Below are 19,819 nucleotides of genomic sequence, written 5' to 3' on the forward strand. Positions count from 1 at the left end.
AGCGCAACCTTCCGAACCTGAAAAATAGAAAAAGACAATCGTCAGTTAGCATGGAAATCAGCATTCTTAGTTTTCTGGCTACCATTGTCTATTTAGATAAACATGGCAACTAAGAGAGATTATTACGAAATACTGGGCGTAGACCGCAAGGCCGCCGTCGAGGACATTAAGAAAGCCTATCGTAAGATGGCGATCAAGTTCCACCCCGACAAAAACCCCGACGACCCTACCGCCGAGGATAAGTTTAAGGAGGCTGCCGAGGCTTACAGTGTACTTAGCGACGAGAACAAGCGTAGCCAGTACGACCGCTTTGGTCATCGTGGCGTGGGTAGTTCTGCCGGCGCTGGCGGGTTCAGTGGTGGTTTCACCATGGAGGACATCTTCTCCCAGTTCGGCGATATTTTCGGGGGCGGAGCCCGGGGCGGCGGCAGTCCATTCGGCGATATGTTTGGGGGCGGTGGTCGGCAAAGACGCGGGTCAGATTTGCGCATCAAGCTGAAGCTCGACCTTAACGAGGTTGCCAATGGAGCGGAAAAAAAGATTAAAGTCAAGCGCCACGTTGCCTGTGATACTTGTGGCGGGAACGGTGCCAAAAACGGTACGGCACTGGAAACCTGCTCAACCTGCCAGGGCAATGGTCAGGTGAGAAAGGTAGTAAATACCATGCTGGGCCAAATGGTGTCGAGCAGCACCTGCCCAACCTGCCAGGGGGAAGGTAAAACTGTTATCGAACGCTGCGAGGTTTGCGCCGGTGAAGGCCGCCTTATGCAGGACGATCTTATCACACTCAATATTCCGGGTGGGGTGGGCGACGGAATGCAACTGTCCATGTCTGGTAAGGGCAACGTGCCGCAGCGCGGCGGCGTGGCGGGTGATCTGCTGATTGTCATCGAGGAAGAAGAAAACGAACACCTCAAGCGCGACGGCAACAATGTGGTTTTCGATATGCACCTGAGTTTTATTGATGCTGCCCTGGGCACTTCCATGGAGATCCCGACTATTGATGGCAAGGCCCGCATCACCATTGAGCCGGGCACCCAGGCCGGGAAAATCCTGCGTCTGAAAGGGAAAGGGGTTAAGGATCTCAATGGGTATGGAAGAGGTGACCAGCTCGTTCACGTCAACGTCTGGACTCCCCAGCAACTGTCAAGTGATGAACGCAGTACCCTTGAAGCCCTGCGGGACTCGCCCAATTTCCAGCCCAAGCCCGGCAAGAATGAAAAAGGGTTTTTCGATAAAATGAAAGACTTTTTTCATTGAGAATGTAGTTGTTCAAGTTTTCTCGCGCCAATCCGCCAAGTACGGGGCTGTCCCGTGTGGATTTGTCGCTTCACGAAGTTATATATAGAAAGAATTGGGAGAATTCACGATAAATAAGGAGAAGGTACTGCTTGCGCTGGGTACTGTGGAAGAGCCTGACCTGAAAAAAGATCTGGTCACTCTGGGCATGGTGCGGGATGTTGAGGTAGGCGTAAACCAGGTGAGCTTCACCGTGGTGCTTACGACCCCGGCTTGCCCTTTGAAAGAGTTGATTCGCTCCCGGTGCATCGAGGCAATCCATAGCCATTTCTCTGCCGATATTGATGTTACTGTAAACCTGACTTCCGATGTCACCTCTACGCGAAGCGGCGCTGCTGTAATACCCGGGGTTAAAAATGTAATCGCCATTGCTTCGGGCAAGGGCGGAGTGGGTAAGTCGACCGTCACTGCCAACCTGGCGATGGCGTTGCACCGCTCTGGTGCGAAAGTTGGTATCATTGATGCCGATATATACGGACCTTCGATTCCGGTTATGTTTGGGGCAGAAGAGATGCAGCCGACCATCACGCCCAAAGACGGCAAGAACTACATCAACCCGATCCGGCAATACGGTATCAAGCTTATCTCCATTGGATTCCTTACTCCGCCCGACAGCGCTGTGGTATGGCGCGGCCCGATGGCGAGTCAGGCGTTGAAGCAATTTTTTGGCGATACCGACTGGGGCGAACTGGATTATTTGCTGATTGATCTGCCACCGGGCACCAGCGATATTCACCTCACCCTGGTGCAAACCGTCCCCGTTACGGGAGCGGTCATCGTCACTACACCGCAGAAGGTCGCCATTGCTGATGCCAATAAGGGATTGGCCATGTTCCGGCAGCCCCAGATTAACGTCCCGATTTTGGGGGTAATCGAAAATATGGCGTACTTCACCCCGGCTGAACTACCCGATAACAAATACTATATTTTCGGACAAGGAGGAGGCAGCAAGTTAGCCGAGCGGTATGATGTTCCATTTTTGGGGCAGATTCCGTTGGTGCAAAGTATCCGTGAAGCAGGCGACGAAGGGCGTCCGGCGGTAATGACCACGGAGACCCCTGCTTCGGAAGCTTTTCGGGAGACGGCTGAAGCCTTGGCACAGCAGGTCGCCATCAGGAATGCCAAAGTTGAGAAAACCAAAGTTGTCGAGATGCGGTTATAAGGGCAGAAGTTTGAATTTCGGATAAAATAGTGCATTTTAGCGCATATTTTGACATAATGGGTGTAGACGAAAAAATAAGAATTGAAGGTTTGATAGAGCAGGCGCTCGACTCGGTGCGCCCCTATCTCGAAGCCGACGGCGGTAATGTCGTACTTTCTGAGGTTACTGATGATCTGATTGTCCGTCTTGAGCTGATAGGCTCCTGCCAAACCTGTCCAATGAATGCTATGACCTTCCGCGCTGGTCTTGAAGAGTCTATTCGCAAAGCTGTTCCGCATGTTCTGCGTGTCGAAGCGATCAATGTACCAGCGCTTGCCTCCTAGATTCTAGACTTCCAGGCTCATATCGCTTGTTCCGGGCTCTCCGGGACAAATCTTCAAAAGCCGGTTTTCCTGCGATCTTTTCTATCCTTGCTATATAATTCAATTGACGGACCTTATCTTGCGGTTAGGTTAATGAATTATATACTTTTGAGACTGGAAGCACTTACTGTCTCGTCAGCTGCGACAATCCCGAATTGTCAACTCCTATGACGGGCCGTTCCCTGCAATAACTCTTCACAAAATGAGAATAGGTATTTTTTTTGGCGGACCTTCCCGCGAGCGTGAAATTTCTTTTGCCGGGGGCAAAACAGCTTATGAACATCTTGACAAAAAGCTCTTTGAGGCAGTACCCGTTTTCGTAGACAGCTTTGGCCGCTTTATCAAAGTGCAGCCCGAGGTTTTGTATAAAAAGGAAATCAGAGATTTTTTTCCATCTTACAAACAGGATGAAGGAGGCTACCGCCTGTACACTGAATCATTTCCCGAATTGGCTACTAAGGAAATTGAAAGCGAAGTCGGCCAGCTGATTCAACCCTCGGAATTTACTCACTACTTTGATTTTGCCTTTCTGGCAATGCACGGTCCCGACTGCGAGGATGGCGCGATTCAAGGGCTGCTCGAATGGTACCGCATCCCATACAGCGGGCCTGGGTTAATGGGGTCAGCGGTGGGTATTGACAAAATCCTGCAGAATGAAATGATTGCCCTGGCCAACGGGCAGCAGAAAAAGACGGATGTGCTTCGGCATGAAACCTGGCAGGGCCAGGATCGTGAGGAGATATTTGAAAAGGTGAAAAGTAGTCTTGGCTTGCCGATCGTGGTGAAAGCCCCGCATCAGGGCTCCTCTATTGGTGTGGCTATTGTCCAGAAAGACGACCTTCGGGAGTTTGTGAAGGCTATTAACCAGTGCTTCTTTCAGGTAGAAGTAAATGTGGACGATTGGCTGAAACGCTCAGACACCGAAAAGAAAGCCTGGGCGCAGAGCCTGGCTAATCTCGACGAGGGAATCGGATTTCCTGTAATATCCGGAGACCAGACTTTTTATCTGCCTGACTTGCTGATAGAGCATCTGGATCAGGAATTTGCAAAAGACAGCCAGAAAATAACCCTTTCCAGCAACAACGCCGAAGACCAGGTACTTCTGGAAACCTTTGTACGCGGTCAGGAATTCTCCTGCGGGTGTATTCAGTTATCGGATGGTACTCCTCTCGCCCTCCCTCCAACGGAAGTCATCAAGGTGGTGGAAGTGTTCGATTTTAATTCCAAATACAAGCCCGGTGCTACCCGCAAGCGGATTCCGGTGGATACGACGTTCGAAAACAATCAAAAAATTCGGGAGGTTATAGCATTGGTGTTCCACCGTTTGGGCATCAACGTTTGCGCCCGAATCGATGGGTTCCTGACGCCCGGGGGCGATATTTTGCTTCATGATCCCAATACAATTCCGGGCATGTCGCCGACCTCGCTCATCTTTAAGCAAATGGCAGAAATAGGCTTAAACGTGACGCAGTCGTTAACCTATTTTATCCGCCAATCGATCCGAGAGCGTATTCGCACAGGTAAAGAAGTATGGCAGTTGCGGGCTTTATTAGCCGAACTGGACGCTGAAATCACGGCCGGCGTGCAAGCAGAACTACCGCGGAAAGGCATCGTTTTTGGCAAAGACGACACCCAATATGCTGCAGCGCAGCGCGTGTATGGCCTGATTAATGCGGCTGGAAAGTACCGGGCGGTTCCGGTATTGAAAGTGAATGAAGCAGAATACTATCAATTGCCCGTTCAGTTGATGTTCAAGGAGTATGTAGAAGATATTTTGCAGGAATGCCGTAAAACTCGTGACCCACTGCTTGTGCAGACGTCGGAAGAGGGAAGGGCGTTGGCCGAGTTTTATGTGGGCGATGTGGATTTAGAGGTCCACCGATTCGAATCGCTCAATGGGATTGGTGAAGTAGAAGATTGGATAATTCTTGGCAAATAACCCATTTTAGTGATTAAACCGTAGTAAGACGTGCTACTATTTCCAGAATCACATTTATTTGCACAATCCGGGTGATTTAATTGGAGTCAGTCTTTGACTGAGCATTTAAAAATAGTTTGACCCTCCCCATATAAATTATCGATTTGACATGGCCAATAGCGCAGAAAGAGTAAGACTTACCCTTCAGAAGGAAAACAGGGGATGGAAAAAATGGGGACCTTACCTGACGGAACGGCAGTGGGGTACCGTGCGGGAGGATTATAGCCGGAATGGTGACGCCTGGAACTACATCACTCATGAGATGGCCCGTTCCAAAGCCTACCGCTGGGGAGAGGAAGGAATTGGGGGATTTTCGGACAGCAAACAGCATATATGCCTTTCTTTTGCCTTCTGGAATCATAAGGACAAACTGCTGAAAGAGAGAATATTCGGCCTTACCAATACCGAGGCCAATCACGGCGAGGACGTCAAGGATTTATACTATTATCTTGACAGCACGCCTACCCATTCGTACATGAAGATGCTGTATAAGTACCCGCAGAATCTTTTTCCTTACGAGAAAATACGACAGGAAAACGCCCGGCGTGGGAAATCCGAACTGGAATACGAGATTACAGATACGGGAGTTTTCGATAACGACGAGTACTTTGATATTTACATTGAATACGCCAAGGCTGACGAAGAGGACTTCATGATAAGGGTAACGGCGCACAATCGTGGCCCGAAAGACGCTCCGATTACCATTTTGCCGACTATCGCTTTTCGTAATACCTGGTCATGGGGCTATCCCGATTTTGATTACAAGCCGATGATGAATGGCGTCGGCAACCGCATCATCGAAGTGAATCACCGCAAACACGGGAAGTTCAACTACTATCTGGATAAAACCGACGAAATACTTTTTTGCGAGAACGAAACAAATTTCAAGAAACTCTACGGTACGCCCAATGCCTCGCCCTATCCTAAGGATGGCATCAACGATTATATCGTCAGTGGGCGTAAGGCCAAAACGGTTAACCCGAACCAGATAGGCACCAAAGCATCGGGCAAATTTTCGCGCATCGTTAAAGCCGGGGAGAGTGTCACGGTGCGGATGCGTTTCGTGAACCATAGCATTTCAGAGCCTTTCGGTGGTTTTGACGATATGTTCGACAAGCGTATCCGGGAAGCCGATGAGTTCTACGAAGAGATTCAGCGCGACGTTAAGGATAAGGAATTATTGTCAATTCAGCGGCAGGCCTACGCCGGGATGATGTGGAACAAGCAGTTCTACTATTACAATGTATATGAGTGGCTAAAAGGCGATCCGGCGCACCCTGGTCCTGCACCCGCCCGGAAGTGGGGACGTAATTCAGGCTGGAAACACCTTTATTCTGCCAACCTGATTTCGATGCCCGATAAGTGGGAATATCCCTGGTTTGCGGCCTGGGACTCAGCTTTTCACTGCATACCGCTGGCCCGGATCGATGCCGATTTCGCCAAACGGCAGTTGGAAATTTTGCTTCGTGAATACTACATGCACCCCAACGGGCAGATTCCTGCCTATGAGTGGAATTTCTCGGATGTGAATCCGCCAGTCCATGCATGGGCCACTTGGAAAGTGTATGAAATTGACCGCGAGCAAAATGACGGAGTGGGGGATATCGAGTTTTTGGAAAAAATATTTCACAAGCTGCTCCTCAATTTCACCTGGTGGGTAAACCAAAAGGACGACACGGGCAATAACATTTTCAGTGGTGGCTTTCTGGGACTGGACAACATTGGGGTATTCGACCGCTCTACGCCCATGCCTTTCGGAGGAAAGCTGGAACAGGCTGATGCCACGGGCTGGATGGCAATGTATACCCTGAATATGTTGCGGATTTCGGTTGAAATTTCACTGAAACAGCCCGTTTATCAGGACATGGCTTCGAAATTTTTCGAGCATTTCCTTTACATCGCCGGAGCCATGGAGGCAATGGGCGACAAGAATTCAACGATCAGCCTTTGGGACGAAGAGGATCAGTTTTACTACGACGTAATTCATATCCCCAATGGACAGAGTATTCTGCTGAAAGTGCGGTCCATTGTAGGGCTCATTCCACTGTTTGCCGTCGAAATTCTTGATCCGCAAATGCTGGAAAAAATGCCGGTATTCAAGCGGCGTGTTGAGTGGGTACTAGCCAACCGGCCCGACCTGGCACGTTTGATTTCGCGCTGGTTTGAGTCTGGAAAAGGTGAAAACCGCTTGCTGGCCATTTTGCGCGGCCACCGCATGAAGATGATTCTGAAACGCATGCTCGACGCGCAGGAGTTTCTTTCAGACTATGGAATTAGGGCCATGTCGAAGTTTCATGAGGAGAATCCCTACAAGTTCTACATAAATGGTGAAGTACTGCAGGTAGGTTACACGCCCGCTGAGGCGCTGACCAATATCATGGGCGGCAACTCCAACTGGCGCGGGCCGATCTGGTTCCCGCTGAATTTCCTGATTTTTGACTCGCTGATTAAATTCCATTCTTACTATGGTGATGACTACGAGGTTGAGTATCCCACCAACTCAGGTAACCTGGTGAAGATCGACGAAGTGGCTGTGGCCCTTGGTGAGCGACTGATTGGGATTTTCAAAAAAGACGAAAACGACCGGCGTGCCGTGTTTGGCGATAACGAGAAGATGCAGAAAGACCCACATTTCCGTGACAATATTCTGTTTTATGAGTATTTCCATGGCGACAATGGCCGGGGCTGTGGAGCCGAACACCAGACGGGCTGGACAGGCCTGATCGCGGAGATTATTCTGAAAACTTCCCAAATTAAAGCCCGTGCAGCTGCTACTTTCAAAGAAGACCCGGAACCTGAATTAGAAAATTTAGCGGTAGATAAAGGATGAGAAATACCTAGTCAATGCCTTTATTGAATTGGTGTCAGCTTCAGGTATTCCAGGGTTGGCACCTTTTTAATGTCAGGTTCAGAGCCATCTATTCATATTCAACTTTCAACTGAAAAATGTCTGTACAACTCGAAGAAAACGTAGAAAAAAAGGTAAATTCCTGGCTGGAAGGAAATTATGATGACGACACTAAAGCCTCCATCCAGAAGTTGATCGATGAAGGTAGTACTACCGAGTTAACGGATGCCTTTTATAAGGATTTGGAATTTGGTACGGGAGGCTTGCGGGGGCTCATTGGAATCGGTTCCAATCGCATGAACCGATATACCGTCGGTAAGGCTACGCAGGGGCTGGCCAATTACCTTACTAAGAACTTCCCGGACGAGGAAGTAAAAGTCGCAATTGCTTACGATTCGCGTATCAAATCAGATGAGTTTTCCCAAATCATCGCGGACATTTTTTCGGGTAATGGAATAACCGTGTACCTCTTTGATTCGCTGCGGCCAACGCCGGAGTTGTCTTTTGCCATACGCGAACTGGATTGCCAAAGTGGGGTAGTTGTGACTGCCTCACATAATCCGAAAGAATATAACGGCTATAAGGCCTATTGGGTGGATGGTTCGCAGGTGGTGGCTCCTCACGACCGCAACATTATCAATGAAGTGAACGCTATCGAATCAGTGGAGCAAATCAAGTTCGAGGGCAACTCTGATCTCATCCACAGCATCGGTGAGGATATTGACAAAAAATACATTGATCATATACTCTCGTTATCCATCTCGAAAGAGGCCATTGCAAATCAAAAGGACACTAAAATTGTATTTACGCCTATTCACGGTACGGGCGTGAAATTGGTGCCCCGTGTCCTGAAAGAGATGGGCTTCACGAATGTAACGGTGATCGACAAACAGGCCGAACCCAATGGCAATGGTCAGTTTCCGACGGTAGTTTACCCTAATCCCGAGGAAAGCGAGGCGATGAGTCTGGCGCTGGAGAAAGCCAAAGAAATAGACGCCGACCTGATCATGGGGACCGACCCGGATGCTGACCGGGTGGGCATTGGTGCCAAAAACCATCATGGTGAATTGCAGTTGTTAAACGGTAACCAAACCGCGAGCTTGCTGATATACTATCTGTTATCGGCCTGGAAGGAAGCAGGAAAGCTTACGGGGAATCAGTTTGTTTGTAAAACCATCGTGACGACGGACCTGATTGACAACATGGCCGACGGATTCGGGGTGAAGTGTTACAATACATTGACGGGCTTTAAGTACATCGCCCAGGTGATCCGCGAAAAGGAAGGCCAGGAGGAGTTTATCGGTGGCGGCGAGGAAAGCTACGGCTATCTGATCGGCGATGCCGTGCGCGATAAGGATGCGATTGCTTCCTGCGCAATCATGGCCGAAGTTACGGCTTATGCCAAGGACAAAGGACTCAGTTTGTTTGACATGCTCATGGAGATTTACAAGCAGTACGGGTTCTACTACGAGGGCCTTATCTCCATTACCAAAAAGGGAAAGAGCGGGGCCGACGAAATCCAGCAGATGATGGCGGACTTCCGGGCGAATCCGCCCAAAACCCTGGCGGGTGCCCCTGTCATCCGGATGGACGACTATAAATCTTTGAAAAACGTGGATACGCGTAGCGGAGCAATATTCAATATCCCGGCCGGACAAATGGGAATTGAGGAGTCCAATGTTCTGCAATTCTTCACAAACGACGGCACTAAGTTCACCTGCCGCCCGTCGGGTACTGAGCCAAAAATCAAATTTTACGTTGGTGTGCGGGCCAATCTCGAAGACAACGCAGATTTTGACGCGGTGTACGCGGGTCTAAAAGAGAAGGTACAGACGATAGGGAAAGAATTAGGATTAGTTTAGGTCGAATGGTTAAAGGTCAAAGGGTTTCATTCAAAGTACCGTTCCTCACAGTCCGCGAACCGTGGACCTTTTCACCTTTAACCTTTTATAAATCCTTGTTTACAAACACCAACCTTATTCTCAGCACATTTGGGTAACTGAATGCCGCGGTTTCAGTGGTCATCTCAAAGTAGTCTTTGCGTACATCCCGGGGCGCAATCGACCAGCCGCTTCTGTTATCCTGGGTGCTGTCAGCAGCAGTCACCAGAATGATATCATCCTTTTGATCGATTTCCCAATGCAGAACGTTGGGTTCTTCCTTCTCCTCGTACTGGCCGACAAAAGCACCATCTTCCCTGAATTGCACGCTTTGCATATAGCGGTTGAACACCGGGCCTCCAAAATTCTCTACTACCTTGCCATCTTTGTAGCTTAGGGCATCATTGACGTAAACCTCGGTGATTTTCCAGGATGGCGAGGCAAGCAGGTACTTTCGGGCGGTTTCAGGCGAGTCAGCTGCCGGATTGCAGGCTGCGACCAATACAACAAAAAGCAGGACTACCCATTTTTTACAGGTTTTCATTTGGCAGGAGAACGGTTAATGGTTATTTCAGTGATTTTGGTATCCAGTGGAATTTTCTCAGAATCTACCTCGTAGGAATAGGTGTTTATATCAAGTCGAAAGGACAATCGGCCTTTAATCGCGCTTGTCCGACCTTCTATCTCTGAACCGTGAATTTCCAGATTCCGGTACCGGTCGAAGAGGTCGCCGAGTGTCATACCGACTTTCATGCCTTCCGTTGTTTCGGGCATTGAAGAAGTGATGACAATATCGCCTACCCTGGTTTCGTCAACAGGATCAGGCAGCAAATAGCCCATTTTGTTTCCTTGCTCTCCCATCAGGAAGTACACCTTGAAGTCTCCCTCACCGTTGACCATTTCGCCTTTACTTAATCTGGATTCATGCGTGGCAATTTTATCTCCCGGCGAAATGCCTTGAAAAGAACTTGGGGAGATGATATCCAGCGAATTGGCATCAGCGATGGAGGCTTCGGTGGTACTTCGAGAGAAAATCGAATCATTAGTACCTTGATCTTTGTCGGCAGATCCACACCCTGCTGCTAGGCCAATCAGCAGAAAGGTAGTGACATTGATGCGGGCTGAGTTCATGAATATCTTGGTTGCGAACCCTAAGGTGTGATACCTCAAGGTTGGTTTCTATGCAAAGATTGAAACAAAACGCCCGGTTCCCAAACTTAGGCTGCCTTCGGTTTACTAAAAAAATAGATCCTGACATGCCTATTGGCAGTTAAGAAATGTACTTTTGCAAAAAAAACAAACAGGCCAATGGCCACGTAATTTTCTATAGGGAAAAATGAAAAAGTACTTCACTTTATGCTTTGTTTTAGTCGTTTTAAACCTGCCAGCAGCAGCATGGGGTGTCACGGGGCACCGCGTGGTGGGACTGGTGGCCCAAAATCACCTTGACAAAAGGGCTAAGCGTAAAATTGCCTCGATCCTGAATTGCAATTCGCTGGCAGAGGTCTCCAACTACATGGATGATGTAAAGTCGGATACGGCCTATAATCACACCCACGACTGGCATTGGGTGACGATCCTGCCAGGACAGACGTACGAACAAAGTGTGAAAAATCCGAAGGGGGACATTCTTATGAAAATTGAGGAAATCACCGCCGCTCTTAAAGCCCACACGCTGACGCCAGCGCAGGAGGCTGAAAACCTGAAATTTCTGGTTCACTTGGTGGGTGACTTACATCAACCGCTACATGTCGGAGACCGCGACGATCAGGGTGGCAACCGCGAGCGGGTGACTTGGTTTGGCCAGAACTCCAACCTTCACCGCGTGTGGGACAGCGACATGATCGAAGGCAAGCAACTCAGCTATTCTGACTTGGCAGGTTTTCTCGACGAGCCGTCAAAATCCCAGATCAAGCAATGGCAGGCGATGAGTACGCTCGAATGGGCTGCCGTATCGCAGGGGCTTTTGCCTCAGGTATATACCCTTCCCGAGGACAAGAAACTGAGCTACCGCTATTCCTACGATAACTTCGACACTGTGCAGCGGGTGCTGATGCAAGCCGGGATTCACCTGGCAGGATTGCTGAATGAGATTTATGGGTAGTTATTTCAAAAACCGAATCAGCAAAATCTCCATTAGCAAAAACACCAGCGCTGCGATCAGGAAATATTTCCAAAGGCTGGTGCCAAGATTCTGATCTTCAAACTCGCGGGCGAAAGCTGCATCGTCGATCTTGTCGAATACTTCCACATTTTTATTGCCTGAAAATGCCGCCCGCAGTTCATCAGGGGTGTAATATTCCAGCTTCGACTCGGAATTATCATGGTTCAGAGCCAGGAGTTGCTCTGTATTGTCTTCATTCATGAGCTCGTAGTAGCCCGCATCCACCGACTGGTCATCGCTTAGTTGATTGCTTTTAGGGAGTTCCAGCACTAGCTGATTGCCATTGAGCCGCTGCACGGGAATAAGCTCTGTCTTGCCCCGGCGGAGTTTATAGACGGCATTGGGTTTTGGGTCGCTTACTGTCATGGCCAGACTGTTTTCATCGAATGAGTAAGCCGTACGCTGGGCCCGGACACTCAGCGAAGCCAACTTGTACATGACAGGTACGAATAGCGCATGCTGCGCCACATTGCCATAAGCCGCCGATAAGGGAGCGGCAAAAAGATATAGCTTTCCCTGCCCCACTGAGGTTTGGCTCAGGTAGGTTTGCCCATTTCGGAGGGTAAGTAGGGTATTGCCGCTGTTGGTCCATTGCCAGGTCGGCGAAGCGGAGGGTAAGCTTAGGTTGGTTTCCTGACGAACAGATTCCTCGAACACATCGCTGAAGAAAGGGGTGCCTCTGTCCGGAAGGTTCATGGGTACAGGTTGCGGAGCACCCTGGCGGGGTTGCAAGCCGTTTATTCGCAGATTAGCCAGAAAGGAGCTGTAACTACCCGCATCTGGGCTCGTTGGTGGAATAATTGCCAGGCTGCCGCCTTTCTTGACAAAATCTTCCAGTGCCGTCCGTATTGAGCCCGATGGTTGCTCGACGCCTTCCAGCACAACGAGGTCAGCGGAGCGGAGCTGGCCGACGTCCACATTCTGGACACTGAAGCTCTGAGTGGAAAACAAACTGTCATTATCAAAAACGTTTTCAATGTACCTGCCTCCGGTTGGCTGCCCGTACACATGGACAATATTGATCACTGGCGAGGCATTCAGCACAAAATAATAATCATTGTCGAATGTGACAGGAAAGTCGTCGAAGGTAATGCGTCCTTTTTTGTAGCCCCGGCCCTTTATACTGAAATTGAAGGAGGCATTGGCCGAGCCATTGGCAGGAACATCCACCGAAGCGGTCGAAACCTGTGCATCATCAAGGTACAGCTTGACAACGGTATTCTCGGCCACCTCGGTCCCCGAATTGCTAACCTTGACATAGAGGATGTTGTTTTGCAGTTCGCGAATGAAAGGGGTGTTGAGCCATACCGAATCCACGTAAATATTCTTCTCGGGAGTGGCCTGAACCGGTACGATAAACAATCGGTTTGTCGAGTCTACCTCAATTTTGGAAAGGTCGCCGACCGTACTTTTCTGGAAATCTGAAAACCAGAACAATTGATTTTCACCAGCCGTGGCGTGGCGTGCCATCAGGTTCTGCTGGCGCCGGTAAACCTCCGTCAATGTTCGCGGTGTATGCGACAGGCCTACGGTCGTCAGGCGATCACGGATTTTGTCCGCTGTAGCCAGCGTTTGCTCGGGGGCCGAGAAATCATTGGTCATGAGCTGCAGCGTGGTGGCATTTCGGAAGACGGACAACAAATCGCCCAAACGCCCCGTGGCAATGTCTAGGTAGCGTTTGTTGTTTTCCTCATTCTGCATACTGTACGAGTTGTCGAGGTACAGGCTGGTAATGCCTTGACGGCTGATGCCTAATTCACTCTTACTAGGTAGAAACGGCTGGGCGAAGGCCAGCACCAGACAGGTCACTGCCAGTACCCTTGCAGCCAGAATAAGCCAATGCTTGACCTTTCGGAAAGAACTCGTCTGTGTCTCGACCGCTTTCAGAAAAGCCACGTTGGTGAAAAAAACGCGCTTGGTGCGACGAAAGTTGAAAAAGTGAATGGCAATGGGAACCGAAACCGCCAGTAAACCCCAGAGAAATGAAGGAAAAAGGAAACTCATTTACTAATTTTGAGTAGGTGAAAAATTGACGAGGCCGCCCGCCGCCACTCATTCACAATTGGTTTTAAATACAAATAACGCCAAAATACGTCATCCCGTTTTAAATCCTTCCGGTTTCGGCGAAGTTGGGGGCTTTTTCCTAACTTTGCAGTCACCGAAAAGCAGGATGCACGCATAAGCGAACAAATGCCTGCCCTCTGCACAGACCCCTCTTTTCGAGAATAGTAAACCGCGTACAAGAACCTAATAACTAACAATTTAATACCAACCAAATGGCAAAAATGCCTTCCAATAAGTACCAGTCCAATCCCCAGGTTTCGGCCAATCCGGCAGCTATTCGCACCAAGCGCTATGCCCTGGATACCAAAAAATATATCTGGCTGGCGATGAAGCAGTTCTTTAAGGCCCAAATGAAATGGCTGCTGCTCCCGCTTTTTCTGCTCATGGTCAACGCCATTATCAGCCTGACAGGGGTTTACCCTAATATCTGGATTTATATAGTCATACTTGTGGGCGTAATTCTGTATATATTATTCTGGGTGATTCAATTTACCGGAATTACCCAATTGGAGCAATACAAACCGATGTTCGACAAGTATATCTACGAAATAGATCAGCGGCAAATTCTGATGAAAATCAACGCCAAGGAAGGCGGCGTCATGAAATGGGACATGATTAAGGAGGCCTATAAGGATAAAGAGGCTTATGTCCTTGTCATGTCACGTGGTCAGTTTATATATCTACCGTACACCATATTTAATTCTGATCACGACATGAAGCTTTTCGACCGGATTTTGCGGCAGAAGGGACTGGTCGAGGATGGAAAATAGGGCAAATTTATTTCAAGTATTTCTCATGCTCTTGAATATCGGTCAACAAACACATTTTCGAGGCAACTGCGCTTCGAAGCTACGAAAGCCTTTTATTCTTTGATGGTACGAACACTGTGTTTTAACCACAGTTGACTTCCTTTTTCGTGCAGGCCCTCAGCCCCTTTGAGTACTTTTAAAAAGTGTTCGAAGGGGTATTTTATTGCCGGTTTTCAAGCCTCCGCTGGCAGTAGAGAAAGTTATTATAAACCGTATTTACCACGAGACTCTGGTGATTAGAATCATTTGAATCAAAAGGCTATTTTCCTTCATTAAAAATGCAGGCCCTTTCAGTTACCAGACCGAACTACTTATCCCTTTCAGCACTCGTTAGATTTAATATGAAAAGGATCATATTAGAAAATATTGTATTAATCGAATAACAACGGTTATATAAAGCGTAGATGCTCGTATATATTATTTTTTTTTAATAAACTATGATACAAGATACTAGTATTCATTTTTGCAGATATAATACCATATTATCCAGGTTCGGAACTAATCGAAACCATTAGAAAAAAATGGAAAAATACTACATGGTTTTGTCTGTTTTTGATCAAAATAATCTTAAAAAATTCAAGCGTTATGCTAACATACTTCTATATTTGTACGTTTATAAAGCAATCGTTCTAAATAATAACCTAAAAAACCTATGGAAAAAGTTCTTCTTTCAGGTTGGCCCAAGAGATGGCCCAACCATTTTTCACAAAAAGCGTCAATTTTGGCGTTTCTTTCAATATTTTTCTCCTATGTATCTGTTGCTCAGAATATTGCGGTTTCGGGTAAAGTGACCGATACAGGAGGGAGTGGACTGCCCGGCGTCACGATTCAGGTTAAGGGAACTACCGTAGGGACCACTTCTGATATCAATGGTGGTTTTAATGTCGCCAATGTGCCTTCGAATGGTACACTCGTTTTTAGTTTTGTGGGCATGAAAGCGCAGGAAGTAGCGGTGAACGGCCGAACATCTATAAGCGTATCCTTGCAGGAGGACGCCGCAGCGCTCGAAGAAGTGGTCGTAATCGGCTACGGTACCGTGAAGAAAAGTGATGCGACCGGAGCAGTGGCGGCTATCGCAGCCAAAGACTTTAACAAAGGTGTAATTACTTCAACTGAGCAATTGCTTCAAGGCCGCGTGGCCGGGGTAGCGGTCACCCAGAGCAGTGGCGAACCCGGTAGTGGAATCAACGTACGTATCCGTGGTACTTCTTCAGTGCGCGGTGGCAATGGTCCGCTCTTCGTGGTGGATGGTGTGCCCTTGGCCGGAAACGACGTTTCGGGCGGCGGAAGTGCCGGTGGTCTAGGTAGCAGTACGGCTCGTAACCCGCTTAACTTCCTTAACCCTGACGACATCGCCAGCATGGACATCCTCAAAGATGCTTCAGCAACTGCCATCTACGGTGCGCGTGGTGCCAACGGGGTCGTGCTCATTACCACTAAGAAAGGGAAGGGGAAAGGCTCGGTCGATTATTCCTATTCGCTGGGTCTAAGCACCATTACTAAAAAGTACGATTTGTTAAGCCCGGAAGCCTATGTAGCTGCGGGTGGCACTGATAATGGAGCCAGAACAGACTGGCAGGAGCAACTATTTCGCACGGGAAAGACCAACCAGCACAACCTTTCCTTCAGCGGCGGAGAAAATGGCAGTAACTATCGTTTCTCGATGGGCTATTTTGACCAGGAAGGAATTATCCTGAATTCTGGCATCAAGCGTTTGTCCGGTTCATTTAGTGGCGGCAAGAAGTTTATAAATGATAAACTGACGGTTGGGGCAAGTGTCAATTTTGCCAAAACTACTGATACAGGAGTGCCCGTTACCGACAATGCAGGATTCTCAGGTGACCTGCTGGGAGCCATTTTGAAGACGAATCCTACCAATGCGGTCTACAATGCTGACGGAACCCCATTCCAGACCACTTCGGTAGAACCCAACCCGATGGCGATCATTCAATACACCAAAGACTTCACCAATACATTACGGGTTCTGGGAAATATCAACGCTGAGTACGAGATTCTGGAAGGATTGAAGTTCAAAACGGTGATTGGCCTCGACCAGTCCTTTTCGGGACGCAAGTCGGCCTTTTCGCGGCTTTTGGTGGCGGAGGACATTGCCAACAACGGGCAGCTATACCTGAGTGATATCGAGGTGGAAAACCGTTTGATGGAAAACTATTTTACCTATAACAAGAAGTTTGGTAATATTAGCTTCGACGGGCTGCTTGGGTACTCTTACCAAAGTTTCGATTACTACTCCAAGAATTCTCAAGCTACCAACTTTCGGGTGAGTGACTTGGATTTGATGATTAACAACATCTCATCTGCCGATAATGCAGACGGCAAGGGAAGTATCATCCAGGGATCTAACTCCAATTTCAACGAGTTGCAATCATACTTCGGTCGGGTGAATTTGGGCATCAATGATCGTTATTTGTTGACAGCTACCCTGCGAGCCGATGGCTCGACCCGCTTCGGCTCGGGCAATAAGTACGGTTATTTTCCGTCTTTTGCAGCCAAATGGCGTCTGATCGAAGAGGATTTCGTTCCCAAGAACGTTTTCTCCGATTTGGGTCTGCGTGTGGGCTATGGCATTACGGGTAACCAGGAAATACCTCATAACCTTTACACTGAGCGGCAGCGTTACGGCGGCGCAAGCATTGGCGGCGGCGGTACAAACATTAACAATGGTGGCCTGAGTTCGGTAGCTTTCCCCAACCCTAACTTGAAATGGGAATCTACGGCTCAGCTCAATGTAGGTCTCGACTATGCATTCCTTAACAACCGTGTGTCGGGATCGTTGGAATATTACACCAAGAACACTAACGACCTGCTGATTCAAATCCAATCGGCCCAGCCAGCCATTTCTCCCTTCGTTTGGACAAACCTCGACGCAGACATTGTCAATTCAGGAGTAGAGATTAACGTCAACGGGATCGTAGTGGACAAAAATGACTTTGGGTTTGATGTAAACGCAAATGTTGCTTTCAACAAAAACACGGTCAAAAATTTGCTAGGTACTTATGACACCGGTGCAATCAGTGGTCAGGGGCTTACTGGTGCTTTCGCTCAGCGCATCGCCAGCGGTCAGCCATTATATGCCTTCTTCCTTCGCGAATTTGGTGGTTACGATGAGGCCGGTAACTCCATTTATCCGGGCGGCGACTTCCAGCGGTTCCTGGATGGCAAGAGTCCCATCCCCACAGTTACGGGCGGTCTTACCCTCAACTTTCGCTACAAGCGTTTCGATTTGAGCACGTTCTTTAATGGCGTCTTCGGCAACTACATCTACAACAACACCGCCAACGCCTACTTCACCAAGGGATCTTTCGCCAACGGCCGGAACGTAACCACAGACGTAGTCGGTAGTCAGGAAGGACCGTTGAATGCACCTGACGTATCTACCCGCTTCCTCGAGAAGGGTGATTTTGTTCGTCTGCAAAACCTTAACCTGAGTTATCGGTTAAATACGGGAGAAAGTGCTTTCCGCAACGTACGTCTGTTTGTCACGGGGCAGAACCTGCTGCTGTTCACCAAATACTCAGGACAAGACCCGGAAGTGAACACTAACAAAGCCATTGACGGTGTCCCTTCACTAGGTATTGACTATACCCCCTATCCACGCGCACGGACTGTAACTTTCGGCGCCAGCTTATCATTCTAAAATCATCTAAGAACCTATCTGATATGAAAAAGACATCTTTAAAATTCCTATTCAGCGGAATGGTCGGGGCGCTTGTCCTGACGTCCTGCACGGATCTGGAAGTCAATGAGAAAGACTCGATCGTAATTGAATCGACGGGTGACGGCTTTACCGCCGGCAACCCCACTGAATTGCTCAACGGGCTTTACAACGACCTTGGCTTTTACAACGATCAGGCCAACCTGTACTCTCTGGGTCAGCATCCTTCCGGCGAAATGATTCCGCCAACGCGTGGGGTGGACTGGGGTGATAACGGCGTATGGCGCACCCTCCACGCCCATACTTGGGATGCTACTCACCCCCAGATCCTGAACGCCTGGAACACGTTGAATAGCCGCAGCTACCGTTGCGAACAGTTGCTTGCTTCCAATCCCAGCGCGGTCCAAGCCGCCGAAACCAAGGCTTTGCGAGCACTCTTCATGCACCACGTAATGGACCTTTGGGGTCAGGTACCACGCCGTACTGTAGATCAGGGTGTGGAAGCTCTGCCCATGGTGATGACCCGTTCCGAAGCTTTTGACTTCATCGTCAAAGATCTAGAGGAAGCATTGCCCAACTTGCCAAAACTCGGCCCGGCTCCCATCAATGCCCGTGCTTCAAAGGCCATGGCAAACACGCTGTTGGCACGCCTATACCTGAACAAAGCTGTTTACAAATCCGCGAAACCCGAAGGCCCTTATACTTTTGACAAGGCCGATATGGATAAAGTGGTGGCGTATTGCAATGCCGTGGCGGCAGATGGCTTTGCACTGGATGCGGATTTTTTCAACCCCTTCACTGCCGGAGCCAGCACGGACAAAATCTTCACAGACCTACAGGGCACGCCCCGGAACCGGTGGATGATGACCATGCACTATGACCAGGGGGGCTTTCCTGCTGAGCGGGATGGTCCTTGGAACGGTTTTACTACCCTTGCGGAGTTTTACGAAAAATTTGAGGCTAATGACAACCGTCGTTTTAAAGAAGTCGGTTTCAACCCAGGATACGGTGGAGTTCACAAAGGATTTTTGATTGGTCCTCAGTTCAGAGAGGACAAAACCCCAATCATAGACTCGCGTTCCAAGGAGCCCCTGGTGTTCACCAAGGATGTGCCTCTTGCGGGTGCCGCCACCAATAAGGGTATCAGGGCGATAAAGTACCACCCGGCCGATTTCGGAAAGTACCTGATTCTGCGTTATTCTGACGTCTATCTGATGAAGGCTGAGGCCATGATGCGCGGTGGCGATGCCGCCGGAGCATTGAAGATGATCAATGATCTTCGTACAATGCGCAAGGCTACTCCTTTGGCCTCACTCACTGATGAAGCGATGTGGAAAGAGCGCGGCTACGAGTTGTACTGGGAGGGAATTGCCCGCACTGACGAAGTACGCTTTGGCAAATTTAACCGCCAATACCAGGACATAGTGAATCTGGAACCTTACACAGTATTGTTCCCAATTCCTTCGACGGCAATTGCTTCCAACACCAACCTGACGCAGAACGCCGGGTATTGATAATTATCAGTAAAATCTTGGCAATGCCCGAACGTTATGTTTCGGGCATTGCCTTTTTTAGCC

13 protein-coding genes are annotated in these 19,819 nt (G+C 48.9%); 10 read left to right on the forward strand and 3 right to left on the reverse strand.

Going from position 1 to position 19,819, the window contains the following annotated elements; translation table 11 throughout:
* Positions 1-102: 102 nt before the first annotated feature.
* The 6 genes from dnaJ (at position 103) to IE117_RS17335 (ending at position 9,511) form a co-directional block, all read left to right on the forward strand.
* A complete protein-coding gene (gene dnaJ, locus IE117_RS17310) occupies positions 103-1,260 on the forward strand; it encodes a molecular chaperone DnaJ (RefSeq protein WP_189565734.1) in 1,158 nt (385 codons plus the stop codon).
* Positions 1,261-1,354: 94 nt separating this feature from the next.
* Complete coding sequence (locus tag IE117_RS17315; RefSeq protein ID WP_189565735.1) at positions 1,355-2,461, forward strand: Mrp/NBP35 family ATP-binding protein; 1,107 nt, start codon at positions 1,355-1,357, stop codon at positions 2,459-2,461.
* Between the two features lie 56 nt (positions 2,462-2,517).
* Positions 2,518-2,784, forward strand: coding sequence for a NifU family protein (locus IE117_RS17320; RefSeq protein ID WP_189565736.1), 267 nt, complete (start codon positions 2,518-2,520; stop codon positions 2,782-2,784).
* Positions 2,785-3,025: 241 nt separating this feature from the next.
* A complete protein-coding gene (locus tag IE117_RS17325) occupies positions 3,026-4,762 on the forward strand; it encodes a D-alanine--D-alanine ligase family protein (protein WP_189565737.1) in 1,737 nt (578 codons plus the stop codon).
* Between the two features lie 148 nt (positions 4,763-4,910).
* Positions 4,911-7,631 carry an MGH1-like glycoside hydrolase domain-containing protein gene (locus IE117_RS17330; RefSeq protein WP_189565738.1) on the forward strand — a complete coding sequence of 907 codons (2,721 nt, stop codon included), beginning with the start codon at positions 4,911-4,913 and terminating at the stop codon, positions 7,629-7,631.
* 116 nt (positions 7,632-7,747) lie between these two features.
* Complete coding sequence (locus IE117_RS17335; RefSeq protein ID WP_189565739.1) at positions 7,748-9,511, forward strand: phospho-sugar mutase; 1,764 nt, start codon at positions 7,748-7,750, stop codon at positions 9,509-9,511.
* 85 nt (positions 9,512-9,596) lie between these two features.
* On the opposite strand, the gene IE117_RS17340 is transcribed toward IE117_RS17335, so the two are convergent.
* Together IE117_RS17340 and IE117_RS17345 are read right to left on the reverse strand one after the other, a co-directional pair.
* On the reverse strand, positions 9,597-10,073 hold the full coding sequence (locus IE117_RS17340; RefSeq protein WP_189565740.1) for a hypothetical protein: 477 nt from the start codon (positions 10,071-10,073) through the stop codon (positions 9,597-9,599).
* Positions 10,070-10,660 carry a hypothetical protein gene (locus IE117_RS17345; protein WP_189565741.1) on the reverse strand — a complete coding sequence of 197 codons (591 nt, stop codon included), beginning with the start codon at positions 10,658-10,660 and terminating at the stop codon, positions 10,070-10,072. The genes IE117_RS17340 and IE117_RS17345 overlap by 4 nt, the downstream gene beginning before the upstream one ends.
* Positions 10,661-10,865: 205 nt before the next feature.
* Here IE117_RS17345 and IE117_RS17350 point away from each other — a divergent pair, with 205 nt between their 5' ends.
* Positions 10,866-11,633, forward strand: coding sequence for a S1/P1 nuclease (locus tag IE117_RS17350; protein ID WP_189565742.1), 768 nt, complete (start codon positions 10,866-10,868; stop codon positions 11,631-11,633).
* Here the strand turns inward: IE117_RS17350 and IE117_RS17355 are convergent, their stop codons facing one another.
* Complete coding sequence (locus tag IE117_RS17355; protein ID WP_189565743.1) at positions 11,634-13,697, reverse strand: BatA domain-containing protein; 2,064 nt, start codon at positions 13,695-13,697, stop codon at positions 11,634-11,636.
* Positions 13,698-13,969: 272 nt separating this feature from the next.
* Between IE117_RS17355 and IE117_RS17360 the strand changes: the two genes are divergently transcribed.
* From IE117_RS17360 to IE117_RS17370, 3 genes are all read left to right on the forward strand, one after another.
* Positions 13,970-14,527 carry a YcxB family protein gene (locus tag IE117_RS17360; protein ID WP_189565744.1) on the forward strand — a complete coding sequence of 186 codons (558 nt, stop codon included), beginning with the start codon at positions 13,970-13,972 and terminating at the stop codon, positions 14,525-14,527.
* Positions 14,528-15,287: 760 nt separating this feature from the next.
* Entirely contained in the window at positions 15,288-18,224 is a 2,937-nt protein-coding gene (locus IE117_RS17365; RefSeq protein ID WP_229581062.1) for a SusC/RagA family TonB-linked outer membrane protein, read from the forward strand.
* A gap of 23 nt (positions 18,225-18,247) precedes the next feature.
* Complete coding sequence (locus IE117_RS17370) at positions 18,248-19,756, forward strand: RagB/SusD family nutrient uptake outer membrane protein (RefSeq protein ID WP_189565746.1); 1,509 nt, start codon at positions 18,248-18,250, stop codon at positions 19,754-19,756.
* Positions 19,757-19,819 lie beyond the last annotated feature (63 nt).

The sequence above is a fragment of the Persicitalea jodogahamensis genome, assembly GCF_014651615.1.
Classification (GTDB): Bacteria; Bacteroidota; Bacteroidia; order Cytophagales; family Spirosomataceae; genus Persicitalea; species Persicitalea jodogahamensis.

Excerpts from the sequence above, each read along its gene's own strand:
- IE117_RS17355 (WP_189565743.1), bottom strand. The coding sequence starts at position 13,697 with ATGAGTTTCCTTTTTCCTTCATTTCTCTGGGGTTTACTGGCGGTTTCG.
- IE117_RS17350 (WP_189565742.1), top strand. The coding sequence starts at position 10,866 with ATGAAAAAGTACTTCACTTTATGCTTTGTTTTAGTCGTTTTAAACCTG.
- IE117_RS17340 (WP_189565740.1), bottom strand. The coding sequence starts at position 10,073 with ATGAAAACCTGTAAAAAATGGGTAGTCCTGCTTTTTGTTGTATTGGTC.
- IE117_RS17320 (WP_189565736.1), top strand. The coding sequence starts at position 2,518 with ATGGGTGTAGACGAAAAAATAAGAATTGAAGGTTTGATAGAGCAGGCG.
- IE117_RS17370 (WP_189565746.1), top strand. The coding sequence starts at position 18,248 with ATGAAAAAGACATCTTTAAAATTCCTATTCAGCGGAATGGTCGGGGCG.
- IE117_RS17360 (WP_189565744.1), top strand. The coding sequence starts at position 13,970 with ATGGCAAAAATGCCTTCCAATAAGTACCAGTCCAATCCCCAGGTTTCG.
- IE117_RS17330 (WP_189565738.1), top strand. The coding sequence starts at position 4,911 with ATGGCCAATAGCGCAGAAAGAGTAAGACTTACCCTTCAGAAGGAAAAC.
- dnaJ (WP_189565734.1), top strand. The coding sequence starts at position 103 with ATGGCAACTAAGAGAGATTATTACGAAATACTGGGCGTAGACCGCAAG.
- IE117_RS17345 (WP_189565741.1), bottom strand. The coding sequence starts at position 10,660 with ATGAACTCAGCCCGCATCAATGTCACTACCTTTCTGCTGATTGGCCTA.
- IE117_RS17335 (WP_189565739.1), top strand. The coding sequence starts at position 7,748 with ATGTCTGTACAACTCGAAGAAAACGTAGAAAAAAAGGTAAATTCCTGG.
- IE117_RS17325 (WP_189565737.1), top strand. The coding sequence starts at position 3,026 with ATGAGAATAGGTATTTTTTTTGGCGGACCTTCCCGCGAGCGTGAAATT.